Below are 25,993 nucleotides of genomic sequence, written 5' to 3'. Positions count from 1 at the left end.
GCCAGCCTATACATGACACAGGCTGGCTCTCTTTATAATGACTCTCTTTACTGACTCTCCTTATTGGCCTCCCGCACTTATGCTGGTTGCGGTACTTCTACTCCATTCAAAATGAGGTGCATACGAATGTCCGCTTTTAAGGAGTCGGATACTGCACAATATTTTTCCTTGCCCATCTGAATCGCCTTCCACACGCGGTAATCCGGAATATCTCCATCTACATGGAATGTCAGATCAATCGCTGTAAAGCCTGTCGGCATTTGTTCCTTGCGCGTACCTTCTGCGTCAATATCAATTCGGGTAATGTCCGACAAGAAACGGTCCAAAATCATCGTGATATCAATACCGATACACCCCGCCAGACCCGCCAGCAGCAGCTCCATTGGTGTCATACCTTTACCATCACCGCCATAAGCAGCCGTAGCATCCATTCCAACCGAATAACCGGATGGTCCCTCCGAAGTAAACGCCCGTTTGCCATGCCAAGTTGTAGATACTTTCATAATTAAAAGCCTTCTTTCTCATTTAATCATCTATAATCAGCCGTCATTCTTGTCTCAAAACTCACTAATCTGGCGCAAAAATTTTCGTGTTCTCTCGTGCCGAGGCGCCTCAAAAAATGCCTGTGGTGCAGCCTCCTCCAAAATAACACCGTCTGCCATAAATACAATCTTGTCCGCCACTTCACGGGCAAATTTCATCTCATGGGTGACGACAACCATCGTCATTCCCTCTTGAGCCAGCTCCCGCATGACGCTCAGCACTTCCCCGACCAGTTCGGGATCAAGCGCCGATGTCGGCTCGTCGAACAGCATGATCGCCGGGTCCATCGCCAGCGCACGCGCAATGGCTACCCGTTGCTGCTGCCCACCGGACAAACGCGCAGGATGCACATCCTGCTTATCTGATAAACCCACACGCTCCAGCAACCGTTGTCCGATGGACATGGCCTGGTCGCGCGGCATTTTTTTCACCGTTACCAATCCTTCAATGACATTGCCGATGGCGGTTTTGTGCGGGTACAAATTGAATTGCTGAAACACCATGCCCGTCTGTCTGCGAATGTCACGAATAGCTGCTTGACGTGTACGAAGAGGAGCGGTGGCATCGACCCCGATCCCGTTTACCTCAAATTTGCCGGAAGTCAGTTCCTCCAATCCGTTCAAGCAACGCAGCAAGGTACTTTTACCCGAGCCGCTCGGACCAAGCAACACGACGATTTCACGAGCGGCCACCTGAAAATCAATGCTTTTCAGAACCTCTACTTGTCCGAATCGTTTCCCCAATCCGTTTGTTGTTATCATCATCCATCATCTCCACCTTAATAAGCTCGAGCCAGACGCTTTTCCACCCGCTCCAGTATAGCGGAGAATCCAATGCTCATAATCCAGTACATCAGGCCAATTTCGAGCAAAAACGGCATGTAGAGCAAATACTGCGCCTGTAAAAGCTGTGCCTGTCGCATTAATTCACTAACCCCGATGAACGAGACAAGCGACGTTTCCTTCAGCATGCCAACAAACGTGTTCCCCATCGGTGGAATCGCAATACGTACCGCTTGTGGAAGAATGATACGCCACATCGTTTGGCCGGGCGACATGCCCGTTGCATAGGCTGCTTCGGTCTGCCCCTGCGGGACAGCTAAAATAGCTCCGCGAAATGTCTCTGACAAGTAAGCCCCGGTGTTAATACTGAGTGCAAGACAAGCAGCCGTCAGAGACCCAAACGATATTCCGTAATCATCCAACCCGTAATAAATAACCGCAATCTGTACCAAAACGGGTGTCCCCCGAATGATAGATACATAGCTGCGTGCCAGCCATCGGACGGGGCGATTCCCCTTCAGCCGGGCGACAGCCACAATCAAACCAATGATTAAGCCAAAAAACATAGAAACAATCGTAATATACAGCGTATAATAAGCGCCCTTCAACAAAAAAGGGACATTTTCCCACATTAATTCAAGCATCGGTTATATTCCCTTCTTTCAGACGAGTGGCTCCGTGTCAGCATAAAGCCAGAACCGGAGCCAGACGCCCTTTACAGGCTTGCGTTATTCTTTTGGCTCCTCGCCGAACCATTTTTTGAAGATGGTTTTATAGGTGCCGTCTTCCTTCATTTCTTTCAGAGCCTTGTTCAAGGCTTCTTTAAGCTCAGGCGAATTTTGGTTAATAGCTACACCTGCTTGGTCGGATTTAATTGGCTCACCTACCGCTTTAATCTGGAAGCCATTTTTGTCGACGATAGGCTTGAGTGCATACAGATTGTTAATGGTTGCGTCAATGCGGCCAGAGTTCAGATCCTTTAAGGAAGTAATGACATCATCATATGTTTTGATCTCAAAATCGCCTACCTTTGGCAGCACTTCGTTACGCAGATAAGACTCATCATTCGTCCCCAGGCCGACACCAATGGTTTTGCCTTTGAAATCCTCCAGCTTGGTAATATCATTAGTTTTGCTATTGACGATAATGTTTACATGGTTTGTGATATAAGGCTCTGTGAAGTCAATTGCCTTTTTACGATCCTCTGTAATCGTAACCTGGCTGATCACCGCATCGAATTTTTTCTTTTGCAAGCTTGGAATCAGCCCGGAAAATTCTTGTGCCGTGAACTCCGGTTTCACGCCAATCCGCTTCGCCAATTCCTTGGCGATATCCACATCAAACCCGTCCAGTTCTTTTTTATCATTCAAAAAATTGTAGGGCGGGTAGGTCCCCATCATGCCGACCTTGATCACGCCAGCCTTCTTGATCGCTTCCAGTTGATTCCCCGCTGCCTCATTGCTGCTGCCCGCTCCATTACTGGTGCCGGAAGCATCCTGTCTCGTTCCGCAAGCACTCAGCACAAGGCTAAACAATGCCAAAGCCATCAGTGTCGTTACCAAGAACCCTCTTTTACGTGTTTTCATAAATCGTTCTCTCCTGTCCTGTCTGGATGTAAATGATTGAGTGCATATGTGTAATTTGACTATATTATTTGTCGCCTACTGCCAATTCATGCGATATTGACCATCTAGCCTTGACCTAACAATCCGTAAAATTCAAAGCTGGCCGCCTCTGCCGCCAATCTTTTAGCTGTTGCCTGCATCATATGGTCATGTGTTCCCTCGGAACCGAATAACCAGCGTGTAATGATTCCCTCGATCATACTCATGAGTAATGCCGCCCGTAATTCAACATCCAGCTCGGCAGGCAGCATGTTCAGCTCGATCGCTCTTTCCATATTGCGCCGGAATGCCAGCTCCATTGCGATTCTTGTCTCGCGGATACTCTGGCGCACTGGTTCATCGACGCCGCTGCCACTCAGGAGCAAGCCCATCAGATGGCGGTTCTCCAATGCAAAATCAAATAAACGGACAAACAGCGCTTCGGAAGCCTTAACCATATCAGCCAGCGTTCCCGCATCGCGACGATAACCCTGTCCTATCGCTGACAGCAGCTGTTCACGACCTGTAGCAATAATCTCCAGTGCCAATGCCTCTTTGCTTTTAAAATGCCAATAAAACGTGCCCTGGGCTACTCCAGCCTCCACCACGATATCTGAAATCTTCGTTTGATGGTACCCGTGCTCAGCGAATCGCTTCAACGCAATGTGGAGAAGCTGTGTTCTGCGGTCTGTTTCTTCTCCAGCACGGTCAGCTGATTGCTCATTCGCGACGGTTTTGGACTGCTTCGCCTTCCGTGGCAGCATAGGTTTCCTCCTCCCGATTGATCAGTCAGTCAGTTTTTATTTTTAATCCTATAGGATAAGTATACTTTTGTCAAACAAGTTCCATACTTTGCGTACAACAAAAAAAGAGACCCTCCGAAGAGACCCTCTTTTTTTTATAAAGCTCTGCTACAGCAATGCTTTTGCTGCAATATCCGTACGGTTATGCTTGCCTTCAAAGGTAATGCGTGCCGCCTGTTCATAAGCCTTGTCCCGTGCCTCGGCAATATCACGTCCCAAGCCGACCACACCCAATACGCGTCCGCCGTTCGTTACCCACTCACCCTGCTCATTGATGCCTGTTCCGGCATGGAACACGATGGCTTCGTCTGCCTGGTCCAGTCCGTGGATCGGTATACCTTTGGCGTAGGCAGCGGGGTAGCCCCCGGAAGCCAGCACCACGCACACCGCCGCTTCATCCTTCCACTCAATCTCCACCTGATCCAGCGTGCCGTTCACGGCCGCAAGAAAAATATCGAGCAGATCGGATTGTAGACGCGGCAGTACAACCTGTGTTTCCGGATCACCAAAACGCGCGTTAAACTCAATCGTCTTCGGCTTGCCGTCCGGCGAAATCATCAGTCCGGCAAATAAAACACCCCGGAATGGGCGTCCTTCAGCAACCATCGCCTTGGCCGTCGGCTTAATAATCGTCTCGATGGCTTCTTCAATAATGGAATTGGCTATGTGTGGCAATGGTGAATAGGTGCCCATACCTCCGGTATTCGGCCCTTTATCCCCATCAAAAACCGGCTTGTGGTCTTGCGCCGCTGCCATCGGCCGAACCGTTTCACCGTCCACAAAGGAGAGAATAGACATCTCCTGTCCAGCCAGAAATTCCTCGATCACGACCTGTGCACCCGCTTCTCCAAACACCTTCGCTACCATAATATCGGACAGAGCCTTGTCTGCCTCCTCCATCGAGTAGGCAACCGTTACCCCTTTGCCGGCTGCCAGTCCGTCTGCCTTGATGACCACTGGAATCGGCTGTTCCTTCAAGTAGGCATGTGCTTCCTCATAGGTATAAAACTTGCGATAGGTGGCTGTCGGAATATGGTATTTGTGCAGTAAATCCTTCATGAAGATTTTGCTGCCTTCGATTTCTGCTGCATTTTTACGCGGCCCGAATACGGGAATACCTTTCGCTTCAAAGGCATCCACAATGCCGTCGGCCAACGGATCATCGGGGCCAACCACGACCAGCCCGACTTTTTTGGCTTCCGCCAGCTCTGTCAGCGCGTCAAATTCACTTACCGGAATCGGAACGCACTCCGCCAATTGACCAATGCCGGCATTGCCCGGCGCGCAGTAGATTTTCCCGGCCTTGGGGCTTTTCTTCAACGCCCACACAATTGCATGCTCGCGGCCGCCCCCTCCGATAACCAAAATATCCATTCTGGTAATTCCTCCCGCTTCCATGATGATCATTCAGGTCCAGGATTTTTGCAAAATCCTCAGGTGTGAAAATGCTGCTGCATCCTCAGCTAATGCAAATTAGTGCTTGAAGTGACGCACGCCTGTAAAGACCATTGCAATGCCGTATTCGTTAGCAACCTTGATGGATTCTTCGTCCTTGATGGAGCCGCCCGGCTGAATAACTGCTGTAATACCTGCTTTAGCTGCCAGCTCCAGCGTATCGCCCATCGGGAAAAATGCGTCAGATGCCAGCACCGCGCCCTTTGCTTTTTCTCCAGCCTGCTCAATGGCAATCTTGGCCGCTCCGACACGGTTCATTTGCCCCGCGCCCACGCCAATGGTCATATTGTCTGCCGCTAACACGATAGCGTTGGATTTCACATGCTTAACCACTTTCCAGCTAAACAAAAGCTGTTTCAATTCTTCTTCGGATGGCGCACGCTCCGTTACGACTGTAAGAGCGTCCGGGTCTACCGCGTGAATGTCATTTTGCTGCACGACCATGCCGCCTTCAATCGAAGTTACAACAAAACGGCTCTCCGCTTGTTGAGACGGGGAAATCTCACCTAAGTCAAGCAAGCGGATATTTTTCTTCTTCGTCAAAATCTCCAGTGCTTCCTTCGTAAAGCCCGGTGCCAGTACAATTTCCAGGAAGATTTCGCTCAGCTTCTTCGCTGTATCGCCGTCAATAATCCGGTTAGCCGCTACGATACCGCCAAAAATGGAGGTTGGATCAGCCGCATACGCCTTGCTGTACGCTTCATAGATGCTGCCGCCGATTCCCACGCCGCAAGGATTCATATGCTTCACCGCCACCACGGCGGGTTCGCTGAATTCTTTGACGATTTGCAGTGCTGCGTTCGCATCGTTGATGTTATTGTAGGACAGCTCCTTACCGTGAAGCTGTTTCGCTGTTGTCAGTGTACCTTTCGCTGCGAGCGGCTGACGATAAAAAGCCGCCTGCTGATGCGGATTTTCGCCATAACGCAAATCCTGAATTTTTTCATAGGTTACCGTGTAACGCTCAGGCAAAGGCTCGCCTGTCACATTCGACAAATAATCAGAAATCAAAGCGTCGTATGCAGCCGTATGACGGAACACCTTTGCTGCCAAACGCTTGCGGGTATTCAGCTCCGTATCTCCATCCTTACGGATTTCCTCCAGTACGGTGCCATAATCATCGGCATCGACTACCACACTGACAAAAGCATGATTTTTCGCCGCAGAACGCAGCATGGTTGGACCGCCGATGTCGATATTTTCAATTGCGTCTTCGTAGGTTACACCGGGTTTGGCGATCGTTTCCGCAAAAGGATACAGATTCACAACGACCAGATCAATATAACCCAAGCCAAGCTCCTTCATCTGCCGCTGATGCTCTTCATTATCCCGAACAGCCAGCAAGCCGCTGTGTACCGCAGGATGGAGCGTTTTAACACGCCCGTCCATAATTTCAGGAAATCCCGTTACCTCTGAAATACCGATAACAGGAATACCCTCCTTCGACAGCAAGCTGCTCGTTCCCCCTGTCGAAACGATCTCCACACCTAATTTGGACAACTCGCGGCAAAACTCCACGATCCCCCGTTTGTCCGATACACTAACGAGTGCTCTTTTAATAGTCACCCTGTCTCCTCCTTTAGCTCTTTATCAATTTATTTCCCGAGAAATATCGGAAAATGCTTATACAGCATTCTTGATATGACAATGATATGACAAATTACAATCACCTTTAGAGAAGTGAAACTACCTTGCGACCATCCAAATGAATTTTGCCTTGAGCCAGTCTGCCAACCACTTCCGGATAGAGCTGGCGTTCCACGGATTGAATAGCTGTAGATAGCGTATCCGCTGTAGCATGATCGTGTACTTCTACCACACGCTGGGCAATAATCGCCCCGGTATCCATACCTCCATCGACAAAATGAACGGTGACCCCACTGACTTTGACTCCATAGGCCAGCGCCTGTCCGACAGCATCTTTCCCAGGAAATGCAGGAAGCAGTGACGGATGAATATTAATGATTTTTCCGGCGTAAGCATCGACCATAACACTGGATAACAGGCGCATGTAGCCTGCTAACACGATGAGATCAATCGATTCCTGCTTCAGCAGAGCCACCAGTTCACGCTCATAGTCTTCTCTTGAAGCATATTCCTTGGGTCGAAACGTATGACAAGCAATCCCGGCTTTCTCTGCTCGGGCTACAGCAGGAGCCGCAGGCTTGTCGCAGATTAACAGTTCTATAGATGCGCCGCCCAGTTCTCCACGCGCAGCCGCATCTACCAATGACTGAAAATTCGTTCCCTCGCCTGACGCAAAAACAGCAACCCGGTAGCTGCTCATTACACCTCAGCTCCCGTAAAGGTCACGATAGAGCTGCCTTCCGTTACCTTCCCGATCACATAAGCATCCTCGCCTTGCTCTTTCAGTACATTCAATGCAGCCTGCGCATCCTCTTGCCCTACAACGATGACCAATCCGATCCCCATATTAAAGGTTGTAAACATGTCTTTGTTGGAGATTGCGCCTTTTTCCTGCATGAGCTGGAAAATTGGCAAAATCGGCCAAGCGCCGTATTGTATATCCACATTAACGTGATCCGGCAACACTCTAGGGATATTTTCGATAAAACCGCCACCTGTGATATGCGCCATGCCTTTTACTTTTACCTTATCCAGCAATGCCAAAACGGATTTCACATAGATTTTTGTTGGCTCCAGCAGTACATCGCCCAGCTTCCCGTTCAAGCCTTCGATTTCATCATGCAGACTATACCCTTGCTGTTCTAACAACAGCTTGCGAACCAGTGAGAATCCATTGCTGTGCACTCCGCTGGAGGCCAGTCCGATCACGGTGTCTCCGGGAGCAATCGAGCTGCCGTTAATGATTTTGCTCTTGTCCACAATGCCGACAGTGAATCCGGCAATATCGTATTCACCATCGCTGTACATGCCTGGCATTTCTGCGGTTTCGCCGCCGACCAGCGCACAACCTGATTGGTGGCAGCCTTCGGCAATTCCGGCGACAATGGCTTCGATTTTCTCAGGTACAACCTTGTCACAGGCGAGGTAGTCAAGAAAAAAGAGTGGCTCTGCGCCCCCAACGACAATGTCGTTCACACACATCGCAACCGCATCAATGCCAATGGTGTCATGGCGATCCATCGCGAAAGCAAGCTTCAGCTTCGTGCCGACTCCATCCGTACCGGAAACGAGTACAGGCTCCTCGTACTTATCCTTATTCAGGCCGAACAGCGCACCGAATCCGCCCAAATCGGTCAGCACTTCGGGACGGAAGGTACGCTTGACGTGCTTTTTCATCCGTTCTACTGCTTCATTACCGGCAGCGATATCTACTCCTGCATTTTTGTATGCTTCGGACATTCATGAACACTCCTTCAAATGATTGACCCTCCTAAGTCCTCCCTAACAGGGAGGATTCCATGGGGCTGCTCCCCCTGGACCCCTCAAGAGTCGGTCAGATGCGTAGGGTTGGGTGCTGCTTGGTGTATGGTTCGTGCTGTGAGTCGCGTGTTTTCCATTGTCATTTGCGGGTTATTCCCGCAAATGACAAGGACACGCTTTGCTGCGTTTGCCGCCTTTCGCAGCGGCGGCGGGGCACGTCCCGGGCTGTTTGCTTCGCAAAGGCGGGGACGTGCCGGGCAAAGAAGTGAGCGGCGCCAACGGGCGGCTTACTTCTTTGCCCTTTGGGGCAGGCAGCTTCGCCCTGCCTGCTATTGAGCCTCGCTTCGCTGGCTCAACCTTAAAGAGCAGGGTGGCTCTTTACGAGTCACCGCTCCGCTAAAAACTCATAGCATGAAATAGTTATGCCCTGAGTTTTTAGCTGCTTTTCCTATCCTCTTCCCCGTGGGAACAGAAGAGGTACAGGTTCTGCTGCAAAGGGATGCACAACTGAGAAACGCAGCGGGTGGAAGGATTCTGGAGAAGCGAAAGCGTTCGCCTTTGCCGCTGAATTCCAACCCTGAAAGGGGTTATTCCAATCCAGGAATCCAGCGGCAACAGCGATCGGAAGAACCTTCCACACGCGGAGTGGCCCCCTCAGAACCACCTTCACCTCCACCATGCACCGCCTGTATCTCTTTTGTTCCCTTTTCTTAACAACTACATCCGAACTTTTCTTCGCCTTTGAAATCGACTTGGGTCGGATAATCGTTATCGAAGCAGGCCAGGCACAGACCGCCTTTATAATCCTGTTCGTTATGTCCACCTACAGCGGCAATCAAGCCCTCGGCGCTCATAAAGTAGAGCGAATCGGCGTTAATCTCTTGACGAATTTCCTCGACGGTTTTGGAAGAAGCGATCAGTTCCCGACGATCCGGCGTGTCAATGCCATAGAAGCACGGATTTTTGAATGGCGGCGAGGTAATACGTACATGCACCTCCAGTGCGCCCGCATCTCGCAGCATATTCACGATTCGGCGGGACGTAGTGCCCCGGACGATGGAATCGTCGATCATAATGACGCGTTTACCTTCAACAACACGGCGTACAGCGCTCAGCTTCATTTTCACACCCTGCTCACGCAGCTCCTGACTTGGCTGGATGAACGTACGTCCGGTGTATTTATTTTTAATCATGCCTAGCTCATACGGAATACCTGTCTGCTCGGCATAACCAATCGCGGCCGAAATACTGGAATCCGGTACCCCGGTCACCAAATCCGCATCGACAAAAGCTTCCAAAGCCAGTTGGCTGCCCATCCGTTTGCGTGCGGCATGAAGATTAGCCCCGTTCAAATCACTGTCAGGACGAGCAAAATAAATATACTCCATCGCACACAGCGCTTTACGCTGCTTCTCTTCCGTGTAACGGTCTTCGTGCAAGCCATTTTTATCCAGAACCAGCAGCTCACCCGGTTCGATATCGCGCAACAGCTCTGCTCCAATCGTTTCCAGAGCACAGGTCTCGGAAGCAAACAGATAAGCATCTCCCAGCCTGCCCATCGTTAACGGACGCAAGCCATTGGGATCAGAAGCAACCAGCAGCTTGTCGTTGGTCATAATAAGGAAGGCGAACCCACCGACAATGCGTTTCAATGCATCCTTGGCAGCCTCCACCAAATCCTTGGACGACCGGGCGATCAAATGCGCGACGACCTCTGTATCGCTGGTTGTTTGAAAAATAGATCCGCCCTGCTCCAGCTCCTGCCGGATTTGCAAGGCGTTTACGATATTACCGTTCGTGGCTACCGCCAAATCGCCATCACGATATTTGAACACCAAGGGCTGGGCATTCGTCAGCTTACTGTCTCCACTTGTCGAATAGCGTACATGCCCGATGGCAATGTCGCCTGTCAGCGAAGCCAGCAAATCTTTATTGAACACTTCTTTAACAAGGCCCATACCGCGGTGATAATGGAACTCATCCCCACTGCTTACACAGATGCCTGCGCTCTCCTCCCCGCGATGCTGGAGCGCATGCAATCCGTAATAGGCTAGAGAAGCCGCATCGGAGTGTCGGTATACACCAAACACGCCGCATTCCTCTTTTAATTTATCAAACAGCCCCTCTTTACCAGAGCCTTCATTATAATAATCTCCAGTCCACAACGTCCGTGCTGTTATTTCATCAGACATGGAATGACATCCTCCCAGATTTGCTTCAAGCTGGCGACTGCCTCGTTCAAAGCGGGTTGTCCGTTCACCTCAACTGTCAATTGTGTTCCTTCAACCGTACCTAATACGGTAACCGGAACTCCCAAGCCACGAAGATGTGCTTCCAGTGCAGACGCCTTATCCGGCGATGCGGATAACAAAATGCGAGATTGGCTTTCGCTGAACAAAGCATGGTCAGGACGCAAAGACGTTTCCACGTTAATCTGCGCTCCCAATCCGCCGCTAATGCCGGATTCCGCAAGGGCTACAGCCAATCCACCCTCTGCCAGATCATGCGCGGATTGAACCAATCCGGCCTGGATCGCTCCCAGTACTGCAGTCAGCAGGTTTTTCTCTACGTTCAAATCCAGCTCAGGCGGACGTCCCTCGGAGACACCGTGTACGACAGCCTGGAACTCACTGCCTCCCAGCTCGGCCTTCGTTTCTCCCACCAGGAGAATGACATCGCCTTCTGCTTTAAAGCCCTGGGTTGTAATGTGATCCGTATCATGTACCAGTCCCACCATACCGACAACAGGCGTCGGATAGATCGCACCTTTGGCATTTTCGTTGTACAAGCTGACATTGCCCCCGATGACAGGGGTATCCAGTATACGGCAAGCTTCTGCCATACCGTCCACGGCTTTTTCCATTTGCCAGAAAATATCCGGCTTTTCAGGGTTGCCAAAGTTCAGGTTGTCCGTAATCGCCAAAGGCTCACCGCCGGAGCATACAATGTTGCGCGCTGCTTCGCTGACTGCAATCCGTCCGCCTACCTCTGGATCAAGGTATACATAACGTCCGTTACAATCCGTGGTCATCGCAAGTCCCTTGCGGGTGCCGCGTACGGTCACTACAGCTGCATCCGAGCCCGGACGAACGGCTGTGCTAGTGCGAACCATGTAGTCATACTGCTCGTATACCCATTTCTTGCTGGCTACACTTGGCGATGAAAGCACCTTTTTCAGCGCACCGTTCAAATCGGTCACTTCCGGGTAACGCAATGTGTCAACGGCAGCATTTTGCTCATAATAAGCAGGAACTTCGGAAGGCTTGTCGTAAATCGGACACTCGTCTACCAGCGCCGTCACTGGCATATCCCCCACCACTTCACCGTGATGGAACAAACGCAAACGACCGTCATCCGTCACCTTGCCGACCTTGGCACAAATGACGCCCCAACGCTCGAAAATTTCAAGCGCCTGTGCTTCGTCCTTTGGCTCAACCACGAACAGCATGCGCTCCTGTGATTCGGACAGCATCATTTCATAAGGCGTCATGCCTTCTTCACGCTGCGGTACCTGATCCAGATACAGCTCAAGACCGTTGCCCGCCTTACTTGCCATTTCGGCACTGGAGCAGGTAAGTCCCGCTGCGCCCATATCCTGAATACCCAGTACAATACCGCTGTCGATCAGCTCCAGACATGATTCCATGACCAGCTTCTCCATAAATGGATCGCCTACTTGAACCGCAGTCCGATTCGCTTCGGATTCCTCTGTCAGCTCAACCGATGCGAAGGTCGCTCCATGAATTCCGTCACGGCCTGTCGGGGGCCCCACATAAAACACCGGGTTGCCGACCCCTTTTGCCACACCGCGCTGAATTTTATCATGATCAATCAGTCCAACACACATCGCATTGACGAGCGGATTACCCTCATAGCTTTCATCAAATACAACCTCGCCGCCTACGGTTGGAATACCGATACAGTTTCCATAGCCCGCAATACCGGATACCACATGCTCGAACAAATATTTCACACGATCGCTCTCCAGCTTGCCAAAACGCAGGGAGTTCAACACCGCTACAGGTCTTGCGCCCATGGAGAAAATATCACGGATAATGCCGCCTACCCCAGTCGCTGCCCCTTGAAAAGGCTCTACAGCCGACGGATGGTTATGGCTTTCGATTTTAAACACAACCGCCTGGTTGTCACCAATATCTACAATCCCTGCGCCCTCGCCGGGTCCCATCAACACTCGTGGACCACTCGTCGGAAAACGACGCAACAGCGGCTTGGAGTTTTTGTAAGCACAATGCTCTGACCACATGACACTGAATACGCCAATCTCCGTATAATTCGGCTGACGTCCCATAAATTCGCAGATCAACGCATATTCGCTGTCCGATACACCCATCTGCTGATACAGTTTATGTTCGGCAACCTGCTCTGCCGTCGGTTCCTTAGCGGACACTTGCTGCGCCATGACGATCCCTCCAAGCGTTCAAAATAGATGTAAACATACGTTTGCCGTCATCCGTTCCAAGCAATGCGTCCACCGCACGTTCCGGGTGGGGCATCATGCCCAGTACGTTGCCTTGCTCATTACAAATCCCCGCGATATCGGTCACGGAACCGTTGGGATTATCTTTATACGTAAATACGATCTGGTTATTCGCCTGCAAGCGAGCCAGCGTCTCATCATCACAGTAATAGTTGCCTTCACCATGTGCAATCGGAATAACGATCTCTTCACCGGCAGCATAATTTTTTGTAAAAGGCGTATCGTTATTCGCAACCTTCAATACCGTATCATGACAACGGAACTTCATTGACAGATTACGGCGCAAAGCACCCGGCAGCAGACCGGCTTCGGTCAAAATTTGAAAACCGTTGCAAATCCCCAAAACATATTTGCCCTCGGCAGCCGCTTTGGCTACTTCCTTCATTACCGGAGCAAACCGGGAAATCGCGCCGCAACGCAGGTAATCTCCGTAGGAGAAGCCCCCCGGAACAAGAATACAATCGTAAGGCGACAGATCCGTCGCAGTATGCCACACATAATCGACAGGTTCACCGACCGTGTCCTCTATCGCCTTATAGCAGTCAATATCACAGTTGGAGCCCGGAAAAACCAGAACTGCAAATTTCATGGAATTAGCCCTCCAGTTCGTAGCGGTAGTCTTCAATGACCGTATTGGCTAACAGCTTTTCGCACATTTCGATGACGCGCTTCTCTGCACTCTCGCGGTCTGTTGTATCCAGATTCAGTTCCATATACTTACCAATTCTGACGCTATCAACTTCTCCGAAGCCCATCGAATGCAGTGCGCCTTGCACCGCAACTCCCTGCGGGTCCAAAACGCTTTGTTTAATTGTGACATAGACCGTTGCTTTCATCATGTTCCTTCAGTTCCTCCTCCGAATGGATGAATCCTATTGGTTTTAAATCAATGATTACTATTTACTGTGCCGTCAGACGCCGCCAAATATCCGTATATCTTGCAGTTGTTTCTTCTACAACCTCAGCGGGCAACGGATCGGGCTTGCTGTTCTTGTCCCAACCGGATGATGCCAAATAGCTTCGTACCGGCTCCTTGTCCATACTGTCAATCTCCACATCCAGCTCATACTTTTCCTGTGCCCAGAAACGCGATGAATCCGGGGTAAAAATTTCGTCAATCAAAATCACCTTTCCGTTAATTAGACCAAACTCAAACTTGCAATCGGCTAAAATAATTCCCCGCTTCTCACAGAAAGCACGCGCAAACTCATACAATGCCAAGCTTTTTTCTTCAAGCTCATCTGTCAGTTCAGCCCCGATCAGTTCTTTCATTTGGTTTAGGGAAATATCCTCGTCGTGTCCGACGTCGTTTTTTGCAGCCGGTGTAAATAAAGGCTTGGGAAAACGTTCATTCTTGCGCAGCCCCTCCGGCAATGGAATACCGTTTACCTCACCGGTCTGCTCATACTGACGCCAGCCGCCTCCGGTAATATATCCGCGCACCACACACTCGATATCGATACGTTCAGCCTTCAGCGTGACCATGACCCGGTCCTTCAGCAGCTCTTTATTCTGTTCGTCGATGACATCCCCGAGCTTGTTCACATCGGTATGCACGACATGGTTTTCCAGCAAGTCTTTCGTCTGCTCAAACCAGAAAGCGCTAAGCTTATTCAGCACATTTCCCTTTTCCGGCACGGGTGGCTCCAGCACGTAATCAAAAGCCGAAATCCGGTCCGTCACGACAATCAGAAAATGCTCTCCAAGATCATACAATTCACGCACCTTGCCTTTGTATAGAAGCGGCGCATGGATCAGACCTTCAGCGGTAGACAATGACATTTACAACTTCCTCCTCAAACCTTGTCCCCTCCTAAATCCTCCCCTCGGGGAGGACCCCCAGGGCTGCTGCCCTCGGGACTCCCGCAAGGGTTGGCGGTGAGCGGGATGGGGCGTTTATTTTGGGGCTACGGTGGGGTGAGCGCGTTTCGCTGGATGAAGGCTTGTGGCACAAGCCCTCATCCAGCAACGCTTTTACGTTGGTGTAGGGCGACGTTCTTACGTGCACGGTGCCGTATCAGCGTTGCTAGATCTAAGCGGCAAGTTATACGCCGCTTGGCTCGACCTCGGCTGGCGGCTTCGCATGTCGCCTGGCTCCGCGGCCCGGGGCCGTAAGCCTACTTGGCAGCATGACAAGCGCCTGCCCTCGGCCCGGGACCGCAGCTCGGCACGTCATGCCGCCGAGCATTCAGGCTTCGCCTGTTGTGCGCATGTGCTGCGACTGCGCACCTTCGTGGTGGCTCAAGGCTTCGCCTCTTGAGCCTTCTGCGTTCCTGGAAGGACTGCTGTCTGTTTGCTGCGCAAATTCGGCAGTCCTTTCAGGAACGGTTGCTTGCGATAGAAAAGCAGTGGAACACGGCTTTTCTATCGCTCTTGGAGCGGAGCGGCATCTTATGTGCCGCACCTTCCCTAGTTCTGCTCCCACATGAGGGTTGGTGCTGGATTGCAGCGGAGCGGACGGAATCGTTCTGGAGAAGCGTTAGCGCTTGCCTTTGCCCCTGGATTCCAACCTTTACGGGTTTATTCCAATCCAGGAATCCAGGGGCAACAGCAATCGGAAGAATGATCCGTTCGCGCAGCGGCCTCTCCACGCGCCAACCTTCCCTCCTACTCCCCTAATCCCAGCTTTTTAAAGATCGTATCTACGTTCTTCAGATGCCAGGCCGGGTTAAACGCATCCTCGATTTCCTCGGGATTCAGCACGGCGGTAATTTCCGGAGTTGCTTCGACGATTTCGCGGAACTGGCGTTGCTCCTCCCATGCCTGCATCGCACGCGGCTGCACGGTATCGTACGCTTTTTCACGACTAAAGCCCTTGTCGATCAGCTTCGTCATAATACGGCCAGAGAATGGTACGCCATACGTACGCGCCATATTGCGCTTCATATTTTCAGGGAAGACCGTCAGATTCTTCACGATATTGCCAAAACGGTTCAGCATATAGTTCAACAGCATCGTTGCATCCGGCAGAATAATACGCTCCACAGAAGAATGCGAAATATCGCGTTCATGCCACAGCGTTACGTTCTCGTAGGCAGATACCATATGCCCGCGAATCACACGTGCCAGACCGGAGATATTTTCGCTGCCGATCGGATTGCGTTTGTGCGGCATCGCGGAAGAACCTTTTTGGCCCTTGGCAAAGGCTTCCTCCACCTCACGGAATTCACTCTTTTGCAGTGCGCGGACTTCTGTAGCAAATTTGTCCAAGGATGTAGCGATCAACGCCAATGTCGCCATATATTCAGCATGACGGTCACGCTGGAGCGTCTGTGTAGAAATTGGGGCAGGCTTGGTGCCCAGCTTGTTGCATACAAACGCTTCTACAGCCGGGTCAATGTTGGCGTAGGTGCCAACTGCACCGGACATTTTACCGTATTGCACTTGATCAGCAGCATAACGGAAACGTTCCAGATTGCGTTTCATTTCCTCGTACCACAAGCCCATCTTCAATCCGAATGTGGTTGGCTCGGCATGTACACCATGCGTACGGCCCATCATCGGTGTATGCTTGTAAGCCAATGCTTTTTCCTTTAAAATTTCGATAAAATTCAAGATATCCCGCTCCAGAATTTCATTCGCCTGCTTCAGCAGGTAGCCCAGTGCGGTATCTACCACATCCGTGGAGGTCAGGCCATAATGTACCCATTTGCGCTCATCGCCCAGGCTTTCAGACACCGTACGGGTAAAGGCAATGACATCATGTCTCGTTTCCTGCTCAATTTCATAGATCCGGTCAATATCAAAGCTTGCATTCTTGCGCAGAGCCACGGTATCCTCTTTCGGAATAACCCCTAATTCTGCCCAAGCTTCACAGGCACACAGTTCTACTTCCAGCCATGCCTTGAATTTATTTTCTTCCGTCCAAATTGCTCTCATTTCCGGTCTGCTATAGCGTTCGATCATGACTTTCCATTCCCCCAAATATTGGTTTGTTCAATCCATTCCAGCGCTTGCTCCGCATCCTGGCACAGTAGATTAATATGTCCCATCTTTCGGCCTGGTTTGGCTTCACTTTTTCCATACAAGTGCAGCTTGGGTACAACATCCAATCGTTCAGCTTCGGCATCTGGCTGTGCAAACCGCTGAACCACATCCTCCAGATGCTCACCCAGCACATTGACCATGACCACTGGAGTCAGCAGCTTCGTGCTGCCCAGCGAAAAGCCGCAAATCGCACGTATGTGCTGCTCGAATTGCGACGTCGCACAGCCCTCCATCGTGTAATGACCGGAGTTATGCGGTCTCGGGGCCAGCTCATTGACGTACAGTTGTCCATTTTCGGCCACAAACATTTCTACAGCGAGCAGTCCTACCGCACCCAAAGACTCGGCCACAGCCAGCGCCAGCCTGCATGCTTCCTCCTGCACCGATTCCGGCACGCGAGCAGGTACAATCGACGTGTGCAAAATATTGTTCACATGAATGTTTTCCGCAGGTGGAAAGGCTTTGGCTTCGCCGTTCGTGCTACGTGCGACGATAACCGATATTTCGCAGCGAAAACGAATAAACTGCTCCAGCACCAGTTCCGCACCGCTACCCGCCAATCGTTCGTAGGCAGCTACAGCTTCCTCTGGTTGGCGGATGACCGCCTGACCCTTGCCGTCATAACCGCCAACAGTCGTTTTGAGCACACACGGTACACCCAGTTCAGCTACCGCTTGAACCATCTCCGTAACACTATTGATTTCACGATACGGAGCTACCGGAACGCCAGCCGCCTCAATAGCACGTTTTTCACGCAGACGATGCTGTGTTGTGTACAAAAGACTGCTGCCTTGCGGTACACTGGATTCTCGCTCCAACAGCGCGGCTACACCCGCATCCACATTTTCAAACTCATACGTGATCACATCGCACCACCCGGCCAGCTCTCTGGCCGCATGCTCATCATCATAGGCTGCGCGGATCTGCTCCGACACCTGTCCACACGGACTATCCGGTGCCGGGTCCAGCGTCACAAAGCGATACCCCAGGCTGGTTCCCGCCAGCACAAGCATTCTGCCCAGCTGCCCGCCTCCCAAAATTCCAATCCTTGTCCCCGGAGGACGGACGCGTCCTGCAGGCTCACATGCCTCATTCATAGCGAATCACTGCCTTCCAGCACCTCATCACGGATACGGTCGCGTCTTGCTACGACCCGCTGGCTTATCTTTTCGTCAAAAGCGCCTAATACTTGTGCTGCCAGCAATCCTGCATTTGTAGCACCTGCCTTGCCGATTGCCACGGTGGCAACGGGAATACCGCCTGGCATCTGCACAATCGAGAGCAGAGAGTCCAGACCATTCAGTGCCTTCGACTGGACAGGCACGCCGATGACTGGCAAAGATGTCTTCGCAGCCACCATTCCCGGCAGATGAGCAGCCCCACCCGCTCCGGCAATAATAACCTTTAATCCGCGCCCGGCGGCTTCCTCTGCAAAACGGAACATCAAATCCGGTGTACGATGGGCTGAGACTACCTTTTTCTCATATGCGATTTCAAGCTCGTCCAGCACAGCACATGCATGTTGCATGGTGTCCCAGTCTGATGTGCTGCCCATAATGACAGCGACCTGCACTGACATGTCCTTCACTCCCTGTTTATCAATAAGCGCCAAAAATCCGGCACTCGAAAATAACGTTATTTTCAAGACACCGGACTACGAAAAAACAAACGACAGAGCTCCTAAAGGCATGCCAAAAGCAAGCCCGTTCCACCGCACCAATGCGGCTTAAGCCGTATGTCTCCCGTAGTCCGGAAATTTAAGGTTTCCAGGTAGAAACTTCCGGGCCATATCCCCGGCATTATACGAGTCAGCATTGTGCCTACTTCATCCCAAACGATATACTTTCCTAGCATCATCGTGATTGGTTTCGGCTCCAACATGTGTACCTTATTAAATTGCGCCTAAAGTTCATTTTTTATCGACAATACACTTCATAGTTTAACAATTCCCTACACCCTATGTCAACTTGAAAACGAACATTATTAAAATCATCCAATTGAATGTTCGTGTTTTACAAAATCAACACGCTTATACGCCTAAGAGTCTGACAACAGCGGCACATTTAGCCAACTCTCTGCCTTGAACTCATATCAGCGAACACTCACACTATGCAGAAAAAAAGTCGGTACTTCCTGAACAGAAAGTAATCCGACTTTTACTCTTTTTATTCTGTTACTTAACAACCAGCACAGGAATACGCGCATGCTGTACTACATTGTGACTCACGCTGCCCAATACAAATTCACGAATACCACCCAAGCCGCGGCTGCCGATTACAATCACATCAAAGCCATTTTCATTGGCATAATCCAAAACAACTTCGGCTGGCGAACCTTGAATCAGCTCCACCTTGGCATCTACGCCTTGCTCAGCAAGCCGCTTTTTAGCTTCATCCGTAGTCTGCTCCGCCAAATCGTAATATTCTTTATTCATCGAAGCCGGGATTGGAGCTAAGCCTTCACCCATAAAAATTCGCGGGAAATCAAATGCCGTTATAACCTCAAGCTTCGAGGACGGTGATGCCTTGATTAATTCAGCCGCCTTCAGCAAAGCCTTATTGGCCGCATCCGAACCGTCATAAGCAAGCAATATTTTTGAGAATAGCATCATATACACCTCTTCCTGTTCAGTTTGTTAAATCCAATCCAGAAATATGTATTCCTTTGCACGCTTGCACAATACATTCGTGGACGCTGGAATAGCCGCCTTACTCATCATTAAACATTTCTATACGAACCTAAACCCCGGCTTTACCGCAAAAAATACCCATATAGCAATGCGTTAATGAATAGCAACGCAGGAATACCGAGTCTGAAGCTTATATGCCGTGTTTTATGGCGTTTGCGGTACATCGCAATTAGCACGCCCAATGCGCCTCCGATCAGGGCCAGCAAAAACAGCGTCCGTTCAGGCACCCGATCACGATGCTTGCGCGCTCTTTTTTTATCCTCCGACATTACCAGATAGCCTACTGCATTGATAAACAGCAGCCATACGAACAAGCCTGTCTGCAATGTCTCTCCCCCTTTTGCACACTGTACCCACTCAGGTATTAGTTAGTCCTTATATAACGTTCTCCTCCCATTATACCCTCACCCCTTTTACAGAAACAATCTTCTTCTGACTGGAAAAGCGCTTTGGCGGATATAGTAATGTGGTATGAGGAAAGTCCTCGACAACATCTATTTTGTTTCAAAGGAGGAACCGCCATGGAAAGCACCCATGAATACGTTGAAAAACTGCGAGAAAATGCAAAAAAGGCAGAGCACAACCGTAAACGGGGAAAAGGAACTCCCAGTGCCAGCCTGCCAACCAAACAGCATACCAAAAATCCCTGACAAGGGCTCTTCCTAAGCTGTAGAACTATGTTATTAACGCATCCAATCCACTTAACCTTGTAGCTTCCTTTGATGAATTAAGACAAACTGGTTGTTATAGCTTCCATCGAAACAGCAAGCAGGCTCCTTTTGGGATATCTGCTTGCTGTTTTTGCAATTTGCATGAAGCCAAAAAAAACCTCTCTCCCCACGAAATGAACTCTATGCAAAAATCAGATAAAATGTAATAATAAAGCGATTACATTTTTAGAAAATAAATTTTAATGTCACGTTTTATAACACATATATTGACTAAAAACATTTACACCCCTTATAATTCGTGACATTAACGCAATTCGGCATTTTTTTGTCAGTTAATCTATCATTTCAATTCAGATTTTGACATTGGAGAGGAGCTTTATACAAACATGAAAAAAATGACGATGATTCCCCTGTTGGCCAGCTTTATTATCGGAAGTACTTTATGGAGTGGCGGATTTACGAACATTACGGCAGCAGCCACCAGCACGACTGCACCTGCTTCTGTCTCTACGACTGCAGACAAATCTGAAAAGCCGCAAGCCAATCATTTGCCCAACATCAAAATACTTGCTACCGGAGGAACCATTGCAGGCTCGTCAGCCGTCAATACCGATACAACAGGCTACAAAGCAGGCTCACTAGGTGTTGAAGCCTTGATTAAGGCTGTTCCTGAGATGAAAAGTATTGCAAACGTCAGCGGTGAACAGATCGTAAACATAGACAGCACCGATATGAATAACGACATCCTCTTAAAGCTTGCCAAACGCACCAATGAACTGCTTGCCAGAGATGACGTTGATGGAATCGTGATTACACACGGTACTGATACATTGGAAGAAACCGCCTATTTCCTGGATCTTGTGGTCAAAAGCGATAAGCCTGTAGTGGTCGTTGGCTCTATGCGTCCAGCTACAGCGATCAGCGCCGATGGACCTTTTAACCTCTACAATGCTGTGAAAGTCGCCGGGGCTTCAAGCTCCAAAGGTCAAGGCGTACTCGTACTGCTGAATGATCGTATTGGTTCAGCAAGATACGTCAGCAAAACAAATACGACCACAGTAGATACGTTCAAGTCCGTGGAACAGGGATATCTGGGAGCTGTTGTCGGAGATCAAGTGTATTACTATAATAAATCTGTACGTAAGCATACAACTGCTTCCGTATTCGACATCTCCAATCTGACCGAGCTTCCACAGGTAGATATTTTATACGAATATCAAAACAACGGTCGCTATCTGTATGATGCAGCCGTAGCAGCTGGTGCCAAAGGGATCGTTGTAGCCGGTTCCGGGAATGGCTCCTTGTCGAAAGCCTCTAGAGAAGGTGCTGAGGCTGCTGGCAAAAAAGGAGTCATTATCGCCCGTTCCACCCGTGTAGGAAGTGGAGTCGTATCTCCATCGACGAAAGACGCGGCATCGAACTTTGTTTCCACCGATTCACTCAATCCGCAAAAAGCACGGATTTTGCTCATGCTCGCTTTGACCCAAACACATGATGTTAACCAAATTCAGTCCTTCTTCAATGAATACTGAGAATAGTCATCCCAAAGCAAGACAATAACTAGCACCCTTCTCAACAAAAAAGCAGCAGTTACGGTGTAGATATCACCGTAACTGCTGCTTTTTGTCGCTTGATCGTGGCGGATATCAGAGACTGCTCCACCGAAATTTAATTTCCAAACCCATACAAACTATTTTGCCCAGCCCGCCTATTCAGCGATTCAAGCCCGCTGCTTGGGAATTCCATTAAGGCTTGGAGGATATTTGGCCTGCTTCTCTGGATGAGGAGCGATTTCTTCCTCCAGTATACTTGATTTATTTTGCTGATTATTGATTTTAAGCGACTTATGCTTTGGCATAATTGCTCACCTCCTCGGCTTACCATGCCAAGGAGTGAGCGTTTTTATACCGACGTGCACCTGCTATGGGTGGAGCTTACATCTACTTTTTGGCTTTCCGTTACTTGCCCTGCTTTTGATCCATAGCTGCTTTTAGCAGATCTCCCAAGCTCGAACCAAAAGATTCCTGCTTTTCATATTGCCTTACCAGCTTTTGCTGTTCCCGTTTGTTTACCCGTTGCTTGTCCTTATCCAGCGTCTCGGTAATGCCGCAGGGCAAACATCTTACATACAGTCCCGCTTTGCCTTCTTTCATTTCCATCTTCTTATGACACTGCGGGCAGCGCCGGTTCGACAAACGTTTTTCCCCTGCACGACGGTAACCACAATCCGTGCTTGGACATACCAGAAACTTGCCCTGTCTGCCCTTCTTCTCCAACAGCTTTGTACCACAATTCGGGCAATGACTGTTTGTCACGTTATGAGGCTTATATTCGGCACTGCTATTTTTTACAGTGGAAACCAGTTCTTTCGCCATAGCACGAATAGAGTTCAAAAACGGCTCCGGTTTCCCCTGACCACGCGCGATTCGTTCCAGTTCCGCTTCCCAACGTGCCGTCAGCTCAGGCGTTCGAAGCTGCGGAGCCGCCAACTCGATCAGCTGCTTGCCTTTTCCTGTGGGATGCATCACGTTCCCCTGGCGCTCAATCGTATCCGAACTGACGAGCTTCTCGATCAGATCGGCGCGGGTAGCAGGAGTACCTAGTCCATGCTTCTCCATCTGGGCCAGCAAGGCCGCTTCCGTGTATCGTTTTGGAGGCATCGTCCGCCCAGCTCGCACAAGGGAACGCTGTATGCGGACGGCATCTCCTTTTTTCAGTTCAGGCAAAATAACGTCACGCTCTGTGTTCTCCCGATCCTCTGCTTCTTCATCGTCCATTTCATAATGGCTTCCGTCATATACAGCCCGCCAACCACTATCTTTTATAGTTGTGCCCTTGACCTGAAACGTCTCCTGCTCTACCGTGACCGATACCGCTACAGCGTCATAACGTGCAGGCGGATAGAATAGACTGATAAAACGGCGTGCAATCAGATCATACAGCTTGCGTTCCTCCGGGCTTAGCTGATTAAGCAGCAAGGTCTGCTCTGTAGGAATAATTGCATGGTGATCCGTGACCTTACTGTCATCCACAATTCGCTTTGTGATCAGCAGATTGTTGCGCAGCAACGGGCGTGCCAAGGATGCATACGGGCCTACGGCTACGCTGCTGAGCCTTTCCTTAAGGGTACCTACCATATCGGAGGTTAAATAGCGACTGTCTGTACGTGGATAGGTGACCAGCTTATGCTGTTCATACAGACGCTGAAGCACATTGGATGTCTGTTTGGCGGAAAAGCCATAGCGCTGGTTAGCGTCTCTTTGCAGTTCCGTTAAATCGTAAGCCAATGGATGTGGCTCATTCTTTTCACTCTTTTTAACACTGACAACCGTGCCTTTGGCTCCCTCCAGTCTACGGCGCAAAGTCTCTGCTTGCGTACGGTCGAACATACGCGAATCCCCGTTTTCTGCCCGCCAAGCTGCCTGAAAGTCGCCAAAATCTGCTGTCAACGTATCATATTCCTGAGATCGAAACTGGGTAATTTCTTTCTCACGTTCCATGATCATCCCCAGCGTTGGAGTCTGTACTCTTCCAGCCGAAAGCTGCGCGTTATACCGACAAGTCAATGCACGGGTCACATTGAGACCAATCATCCAGTCTGCTTCAGCCCTACAGCGAGCCGACTCATATAAACGATCAAACTGCTGACCAGGCAATAGCTTTGCAAAGCCTTCCTTGATCGCCTTATCTGTCTGCGAAGAAATCCATAAGCGCCGGAAAGGCTTTTTCCAGTTTGCCATTTGTATAATCCAACGCGCCAACAGTTCTCCTTCACGAGCAGCATCTGTTGCCACAATAAGCTCACCTATGTCCTGCCGCTTCATAAGCTGCTGTACAGCTTTGAACTGATGATTGCTTTCACGCAGTACCTTTAGCTTCGAGCTCTTTGGAAGAATCGGCAAGTCCTCCAAATTCCAGGATGCATATTTAGAATCGTAATCCTCTGGCTCTGCTAAGCCGACCAAATGCCCCAATGCCCATGTCACCACATACTTGGGTCCTTCTATATAACTTTTATGCTTCTCACGGCTGCCCATCACACGTGCAATCTCTCTGGCTACGGATGGTTTTTCTGCCAATACCAATACCTTCATGTTACGCTCCTTTCTCTCATAGCATTAATTATACCATCCTGCCATCCTACGATAAATCTAAGTCAACGGCTCTTTTTTACATGCTTGTACATACTATTCGCATTGCTTTTACATTGGTTAGGACATCTTACAAATCAGGCACACTCCATTTTAGTAGCAGACCCGCATATGTCAGACCGCCTCCAAATCCATATAAAATGACATGCTGTCCATGCCGTAAACGTCCATCATCCAAACCGCACTGTAAAGCTAACGGGATAGACGCTGCCGATGTATTGCCATAAAACTCTACACTTGTCAGTGTCTTCTCCAATGGTATTATGCTTCTTTCACATATGGACTCGATCATTCTCAAATTAGCGCTATGAGGTACAAACCAGTCGAGATCTTCCTTCTTCATATCAGCCTGATTCAATAAACGTTCGATTCCTGTTGGAACGGAGCGAACGGCCCATTTATAAACCTCACGTCCATTTTGAGCGATAAATCCATGATCTTGCAGCTTCTCTCCATCAAGGTAATTAGATAATCCTGCCCGGTAAAGATGCGCTCCCCCTTGGCCGTAGGTTCCTATATCCGCAGCCAAAAATGATCCTTCATCCTCGTTGTATTCAACCAGTGCCACACCTGCTCCATCTCCAAAAAGTACACATGTCGTCCGATCCGTATAATCCGTAATTTTGGATAACGTTTCCGCTCCGACCACTAGCACCTTACGGTGCAGACCACTCGTAATAAGTCCATTTGCCAAATGAAGTCCATAGGCAAACCCTGCACATGCTGCACTAACATCCATCGACCCTGTATCCGGAATATTGAAATGAGCCTGAATACGTGAGGCCGTACTTGGAAAGTAGTAATCAGGAGTACTCGTCGCTACAATAATCATGTCAACATCGTTTATATTTACGTTATAAAGATTAATCATACGTGTAATTGCTTGTATACATAAATCAGAGACATATTGATCTTCAGCTGCAATTCTCCGTTCACGCATACCCGTTCGTTGTACAATCCACTCATCACTAGTATCCACAAGCTTCTCCAGGTCAGCATTCGTTAAAATGCGCTCAGGTACATAAGTGCCAAGAGCCGTTAGCTTTGCTTTTGAATTCAACAATCTGATCACTCTCCTTTGTAATCCTAATTATATTATAACACCAGATACTAATACCTGGTACTAATTTATTTTAAATTTGCTGGCATTATGATGAGTTAATCTTAATCTGCACTTATTTCTTTAAATATATAATTTTCATGGCTTTCAACGCAAAAAAAAAGAGCCACGATCTTCTAAGATCATGACTCTTTTTACTTATTGCTTGGCAACGTCCTACTCTCCCAGGACCCTGCGGTCCAAGTACCATCGGCGCTGGAGGGCTTAACGGTCGTGTTCGGGATGGGTACGTGTGGAACCCCTCCGCTATCGCCACCAAACATGAATTCGCCTTGCAAATTCTTCCGTATTGAAACTCGGTTCATCACATACCGTGTGAATGAATTTCAATGCGTTTTTCGT

At 49.6% G+C, this 25,993-nt stretch carries 25 protein-coding genes, 1 rRNA gene and 1 riboswitch; of the genes, 3 read left to right on the top strand and 23 right to left on the bottom strand.

Annotated features, from left to right (window positions below):
- Positions 1-77 precede the first annotated feature (77 nt).
- The 9 genes from WG8_RS04165 to purM form a co-directional block, all read right to left on the bottom strand.
- Entirely contained in the window at positions 78-503 is a 426-nt protein-coding gene (locus WG8_RS04165) for an OsmC family protein (protein ID WP_007428851.1), read from the bottom strand.
- Between the two features lie 54 nt (positions 504-557).
- Positions 558-1,307 (bottom strand): amino acid ABC transporter ATP-binding protein, encoded by a 750-nt coding sequence (locus WG8_RS04160; RefSeq protein ID WP_007428850.1) that lies wholly within the window; start codon positions 1,305-1,307, stop codon positions 558-560.
- Positions 1,308-1,321: 14 nt separating this feature from the next.
- Entirely contained in the window at positions 1,322-1,969 is a 648-nt protein-coding gene (locus WG8_RS04155; RefSeq protein WP_007428849.1) for an amino acid ABC transporter permease, read from the bottom strand.
- An 84-nt stretch (positions 1,970-2,053) separates the two neighbouring features.
- Entirely contained in the window at positions 2,054-2,911 is an 858-nt protein-coding gene (locus WG8_RS04150) for a substrate-binding periplasmic protein (protein ID WP_007428848.1), read from the bottom strand.
- Positions 2,912-3,015: 104 nt separating this feature from the next.
- Positions 3,016-3,693 (bottom strand): TetR/AcrR family transcriptional regulator, encoded by a 678-nt coding sequence (locus WG8_RS04145; RefSeq protein WP_007428847.1) that lies wholly within the window; start codon positions 3,691-3,693, stop codon positions 3,016-3,018.
- Between the two features lie 147 nt (positions 3,694-3,840).
- Entirely contained in the window at positions 3,841-5,106 is a 1,266-nt protein-coding gene (gene purD, locus WG8_RS04140; protein WP_007428846.1) for a phosphoribosylamine--glycine ligase, read from the bottom strand.
- A 99-nt stretch (positions 5,107-5,205) separates the two neighbouring features.
- A complete protein-coding gene (purH, locus tag WG8_RS04135) occupies positions 5,206-6,753 on the bottom strand; it encodes a bifunctional phosphoribosylaminoimidazolecarboxamide formyltransferase/IMP cyclohydrolase (protein WP_007428845.1) in 1,548 nt (515 codons plus the stop codon).
- 106 nt (positions 6,754-6,859) lie between these two features.
- Positions 6,860-7,474, bottom strand: coding sequence for a phosphoribosylglycinamide formyltransferase (purN, locus tag WG8_RS04130; RefSeq protein ID WP_007428844.1), 615 nt, complete (start codon positions 7,472-7,474; stop codon positions 6,860-6,862).
- Positions 7,474-8,514: a phosphoribosylformylglycinamidine cyclo-ligase gene (purM, locus tag WG8_RS04125; RefSeq protein WP_007428843.1), complete on the bottom strand. Its 1,041-nt coding sequence runs from the start codon at positions 8,512-8,514 to the stop codon at positions 7,474-7,476. Before purM ends, purN begins: the two co-directional genes overlap by 1 nt.
- Before the next feature lie 126 nt (positions 8,515-8,640).
- Between purM and WG8_RS27040 the strand changes: the two genes are divergently transcribed.
- Positions 8,641-8,871, top strand: coding sequence for a hypothetical protein (locus WG8_RS27040; protein ID WP_007428842.1), 231 nt, complete (start codon positions 8,641-8,643; stop codon positions 8,869-8,871).
- A gap of 374 nt (positions 8,872-9,245) precedes the next feature.
- Here the strand turns inward: WG8_RS27040 and purF are convergent, their stop codons facing one another.
- The 10 genes from purF to WG8_RS04060 all read right to left on the bottom strand — a co-directional run bounded on the left by purF (position 9,246) and on the right by WG8_RS04060 (position 20,035).
- A complete protein-coding gene (gene purF / locus WG8_RS04115; protein ID WP_007428840.1) occupies positions 9,246-10,727 on the bottom strand; it encodes an amidophosphoribosyltransferase in 1,482 nt (493 codons plus the stop codon).
- Positions 10,712-12,955 (bottom strand): phosphoribosylformylglycinamidine synthase subunit PurL, encoded by a 2,244-nt coding sequence (gene purL, locus WG8_RS04110; RefSeq protein WP_007428839.1) that lies wholly within the window; start codon positions 12,953-12,955, stop codon positions 10,712-10,714. Before purL ends, purF begins: the two co-directional genes overlap by 16 nt.
- Positions 12,933-13,622, bottom strand: coding sequence for a phosphoribosylformylglycinamidine synthase subunit PurQ (purQ, locus tag WG8_RS04105; RefSeq protein ID WP_007428838.1), 690 nt, complete (start codon positions 13,620-13,622; stop codon positions 12,933-12,935). Before purQ ends, purL begins: the two co-directional genes overlap by 23 nt.
- 4 nt (positions 13,623-13,626) lie before the next feature.
- Positions 13,627-13,872, bottom strand: coding sequence for a phosphoribosylformylglycinamidine synthase subunit PurS (purS, locus tag WG8_RS04100; protein WP_007428837.1), 246 nt, complete (start codon positions 13,870-13,872; stop codon positions 13,627-13,629).
- A gap of 61 nt (positions 13,873-13,933) precedes the next feature.
- Positions 13,934-14,815: a phosphoribosylaminoimidazolesuccinocarboxamide synthase gene (locus WG8_RS04095; RefSeq protein WP_007428836.1), complete on the bottom strand. Its 882-nt coding sequence runs from the start codon at positions 14,813-14,815 to the stop codon at positions 13,934-13,936.
- Positions 14,816-15,640: 825 nt separating this feature from the next.
- On the bottom strand, positions 15,641-16,939 hold the full coding sequence (gene purB / locus WG8_RS04080) for an adenylosuccinate lyase (RefSeq protein WP_007428833.1): 1,299 nt from the start codon (positions 16,937-16,939) through the stop codon (positions 15,641-15,643).
- Positions 16,936-18,117 carry a 5-(carboxyamino)imidazole ribonucleotide synthase gene (purK, locus tag WG8_RS04075; protein WP_007428832.1) on the bottom strand — a complete coding sequence of 394 codons (1,182 nt, stop codon included), beginning with the start codon at positions 18,115-18,117 and terminating at the stop codon, positions 16,936-16,938. The genes purB and purK overlap by 4 nt, the downstream gene beginning before the upstream one ends.
- Complete coding sequence (gene purE / locus WG8_RS04070) at positions 18,114-18,599, bottom strand: 5-(carboxyamino)imidazole ribonucleotide mutase (RefSeq protein ID WP_007428831.1); 486 nt, start codon at positions 18,597-18,599, stop codon at positions 18,114-18,116. Before purE ends, purK begins: the two co-directional genes overlap by 4 nt.
- A gap of 146 nt (positions 18,600-18,745) precedes the next feature.
- Positions 18,746-18,847, bottom strand: a riboswitch (purine riboswitch).
- A 346-nt stretch (positions 18,848-19,193) separates the two neighbouring features.
- A complete protein-coding gene (locus WG8_RS04065; RefSeq protein ID WP_043890767.1) occupies positions 19,194-19,628 on the bottom strand; it encodes a universal stress protein in 435 nt (144 codons plus the stop codon).
- Positions 19,629-19,771: 143 nt separating this feature from the next.
- Complete coding sequence (locus WG8_RS04060; RefSeq protein WP_007428829.1) at positions 19,772-20,035, bottom strand: DUF1294 domain-containing protein; 264 nt, start codon at positions 20,033-20,035, stop codon at positions 19,772-19,774.
- A 195-nt stretch (positions 20,036-20,230) separates the two neighbouring features.
- On the opposite strand from WG8_RS04060, the gene WG8_RS26210 reads away from it, so the two are divergent.
- Complete coding sequence (locus WG8_RS26210) at positions 20,231-20,359, top strand: DUF4023 family protein (RefSeq protein WP_007428828.1); 129 nt, start codon at positions 20,231-20,233, stop codon at positions 20,357-20,359.
- 407 nt (positions 20,360-20,766) lie between these two features.
- Positions 20,767-21,912 (top strand): type II asparaginase, encoded by a 1,146-nt coding sequence (locus WG8_RS04055; protein WP_007428827.1) that lies wholly within the window; start codon positions 20,767-20,769, stop codon positions 21,910-21,912.
- 188 nt (positions 21,913-22,100) lie between these two features.
- Here WG8_RS04055 and WG8_RS27325 read toward each other — a convergent pair whose 3' ends face one another.
- The 4 genes from WG8_RS27325 to rrf all read right to left on the bottom strand — a co-directional run bounded on the left by WG8_RS27325 (position 22,101) and on the right by rrf (position 25,911).
- A complete protein-coding gene (locus WG8_RS27325) occupies positions 22,101-22,238 on the bottom strand; it encodes a hypothetical protein (protein WP_007428826.1) in 138 nt (45 codons plus the stop codon).
- Between the two features lie 100 nt (positions 22,239-22,338).
- Positions 22,339-24,474 (bottom strand): DNA topoisomerase III, encoded by a 2,136-nt coding sequence (locus WG8_RS04050; protein WP_007428825.1) that lies wholly within the window; start codon positions 24,472-24,474, stop codon positions 22,339-22,341.
- Between the two features lie 127 nt (positions 24,475-24,601).
- Positions 24,602-25,594 (bottom strand): ketoacyl-ACP synthase III, encoded by a 993-nt coding sequence (locus WG8_RS04045; protein WP_007428824.1) that lies wholly within the window; start codon positions 25,592-25,594, stop codon positions 24,602-24,604.
- A gap of 200 nt (positions 25,595-25,794) precedes the next feature.
- A 5S ribosomal RNA gene (gene rrf, locus WG8_RS04040) occupies positions 25,795-25,911 on the bottom strand.
- Between the last annotated feature and the right edge of the window lie 82 nt (positions 25,912-25,993).

The sequence above is a fragment of the Paenibacillus sp. Aloe-11 genome (assembly GCF_000245715.1).
GTDB classification, from domain to species: domain Bacteria; phylum Bacillota; class Bacilli; order Paenibacillales; family Paenibacillaceae; genus Paenibacillus; species Paenibacillus kribbensis.
Note: the sequence above shows the minus strand (reverse complement) of the source record. Positions and strands in the feature narration are given on the sequence as shown.

Excerpts from the sequence above, each read along its gene's own strand:
- purQ (WP_007428838.1), bottom strand. The coding sequence starts at position 13,622 with ATGAAATTTGCAGTTCTGGTTTTTCCGGGCTCCAACTGTGATATTGAC.
- WG8_RS04145 (WP_007428847.1), bottom strand. The coding sequence starts at position 3,693 with ATGCTGCCACGGAAGGCGAAGCAGTCCAAAACCGTCGCGAATGAGCAA.
- WG8_RS04095 (WP_007428836.1), bottom strand. The coding sequence starts at position 14,815 with ATGTCATTGTCTACCGCTGAAGGTCTGATCCATGCGCCGCTTCTATAC.
- purN (WP_007428844.1), bottom strand. The coding sequence starts at position 7,474 with ATGAGCAGCTACCGGGTTGCTGTTTTTGCGTCAGGCGAGGGAACGAAT.
- purM (WP_007428843.1), bottom strand. The coding sequence starts at position 8,514 with ATGTCCGAAGCATACAAAAATGCAGGAGTAGATATCGCTGCCGGTAAT.
- purL (WP_007428839.1), bottom strand. The coding sequence starts at position 12,955 with ATGGCGCAGCAAGTGTCCGCTAAGGAACCGACGGCAGAGCAGGTTGCC.
- WG8_RS04055 (WP_007428827.1), top strand. The coding sequence starts at position 20,767 with ATGAAAAAAATGACGATGATTCCCCTGTTGGCCAGCTTTATTATCGGA.
- WG8_RS04050 (WP_007428825.1), bottom strand. The coding sequence starts at position 24,474 with ATGAAGGTATTGGTATTGGCAGAAAAACCATCCGTAGCCAGAGAGATT.
- purB (WP_007428833.1), bottom strand. The coding sequence starts at position 16,939 with ATGATCGAACGCTATAGCAGACCGGAAATGAGAGCAATTTGGACGGAA.
- purS (WP_007428837.1), bottom strand. The coding sequence starts at position 13,872 with ATGATGAAAGCAACGGTCTATGTCACAATTAAACAAAGCGTTTTGGAC.
- WG8_RS04165 (WP_007428851.1), bottom strand. The coding sequence starts at position 503 with ATGAAAGTATCTACAACTTGGCATGGCAAACGGGCGTTTACTTCGGAG.
- WG8_RS04160 (WP_007428850.1), bottom strand. The coding sequence starts at position 1,307 with ATGATGATAACAACAAACGGATTGGGGAAACGATTCGGACAAGTAGAG.
- WG8_RS26210 (WP_007428828.1), top strand. The coding sequence starts at position 20,231 with ATGGAAAGCACCCATGAATACGTTGAAAAACTGCGAGAAAATGCAAAA.
- purD (WP_007428846.1), bottom strand. The coding sequence starts at position 5,106 with ATGGATATTTTGGTTATCGGAGGGGGCGGCCGCGAGCATGCAATTGTG.
- purF (WP_007428840.1), bottom strand. The coding sequence starts at position 10,727 with ATGTCTGATGAAATAACAGCACGGACGTTGTGGACTGGAGATTATTAT.
- purK (WP_007428832.1), bottom strand. The coding sequence starts at position 18,117 with ATGAATGAGGCATGTGAGCCTGCAGGACGCGTCCGTCCTCCGGGGACA.
- WG8_RS27325 (WP_007428826.1), bottom strand. The coding sequence starts at position 22,238 with ATGCCAAAGCATAAGTCGCTTAAAATCAATAATCAGCAAAATAAATCA.
- WG8_RS04065 (WP_043890767.1), bottom strand. The coding sequence starts at position 19,628 with ATGCTATTCTCAAAAATATTGCTTGCTTATGACGGTTCGGATGCGGCC.
- WG8_RS04150 (WP_007428848.1), bottom strand. The coding sequence starts at position 2,911 with ATGAAAACACGTAAAAGAGGGTTCTTGGTAACGACACTGATGGCTTTG.
- WG8_RS04155 (WP_007428849.1), bottom strand. The coding sequence starts at position 1,969 with ATGCTTGAATTAATGTGGGAAAATGTCCCTTTTTTGTTGAAGGGCGCT.
- WG8_RS27040 (WP_007428842.1), top strand. The coding sequence starts at position 8,641 with ATGGTTCGTGCTGTGAGTCGCGTGTTTTCCATTGTCATTTGCGGGTTA.
- purE (WP_007428831.1), bottom strand. The coding sequence starts at position 18,599 with ATGTCAGTGCAGGTCGCTGTCATTATGGGCAGCACATCAGACTGGGAC.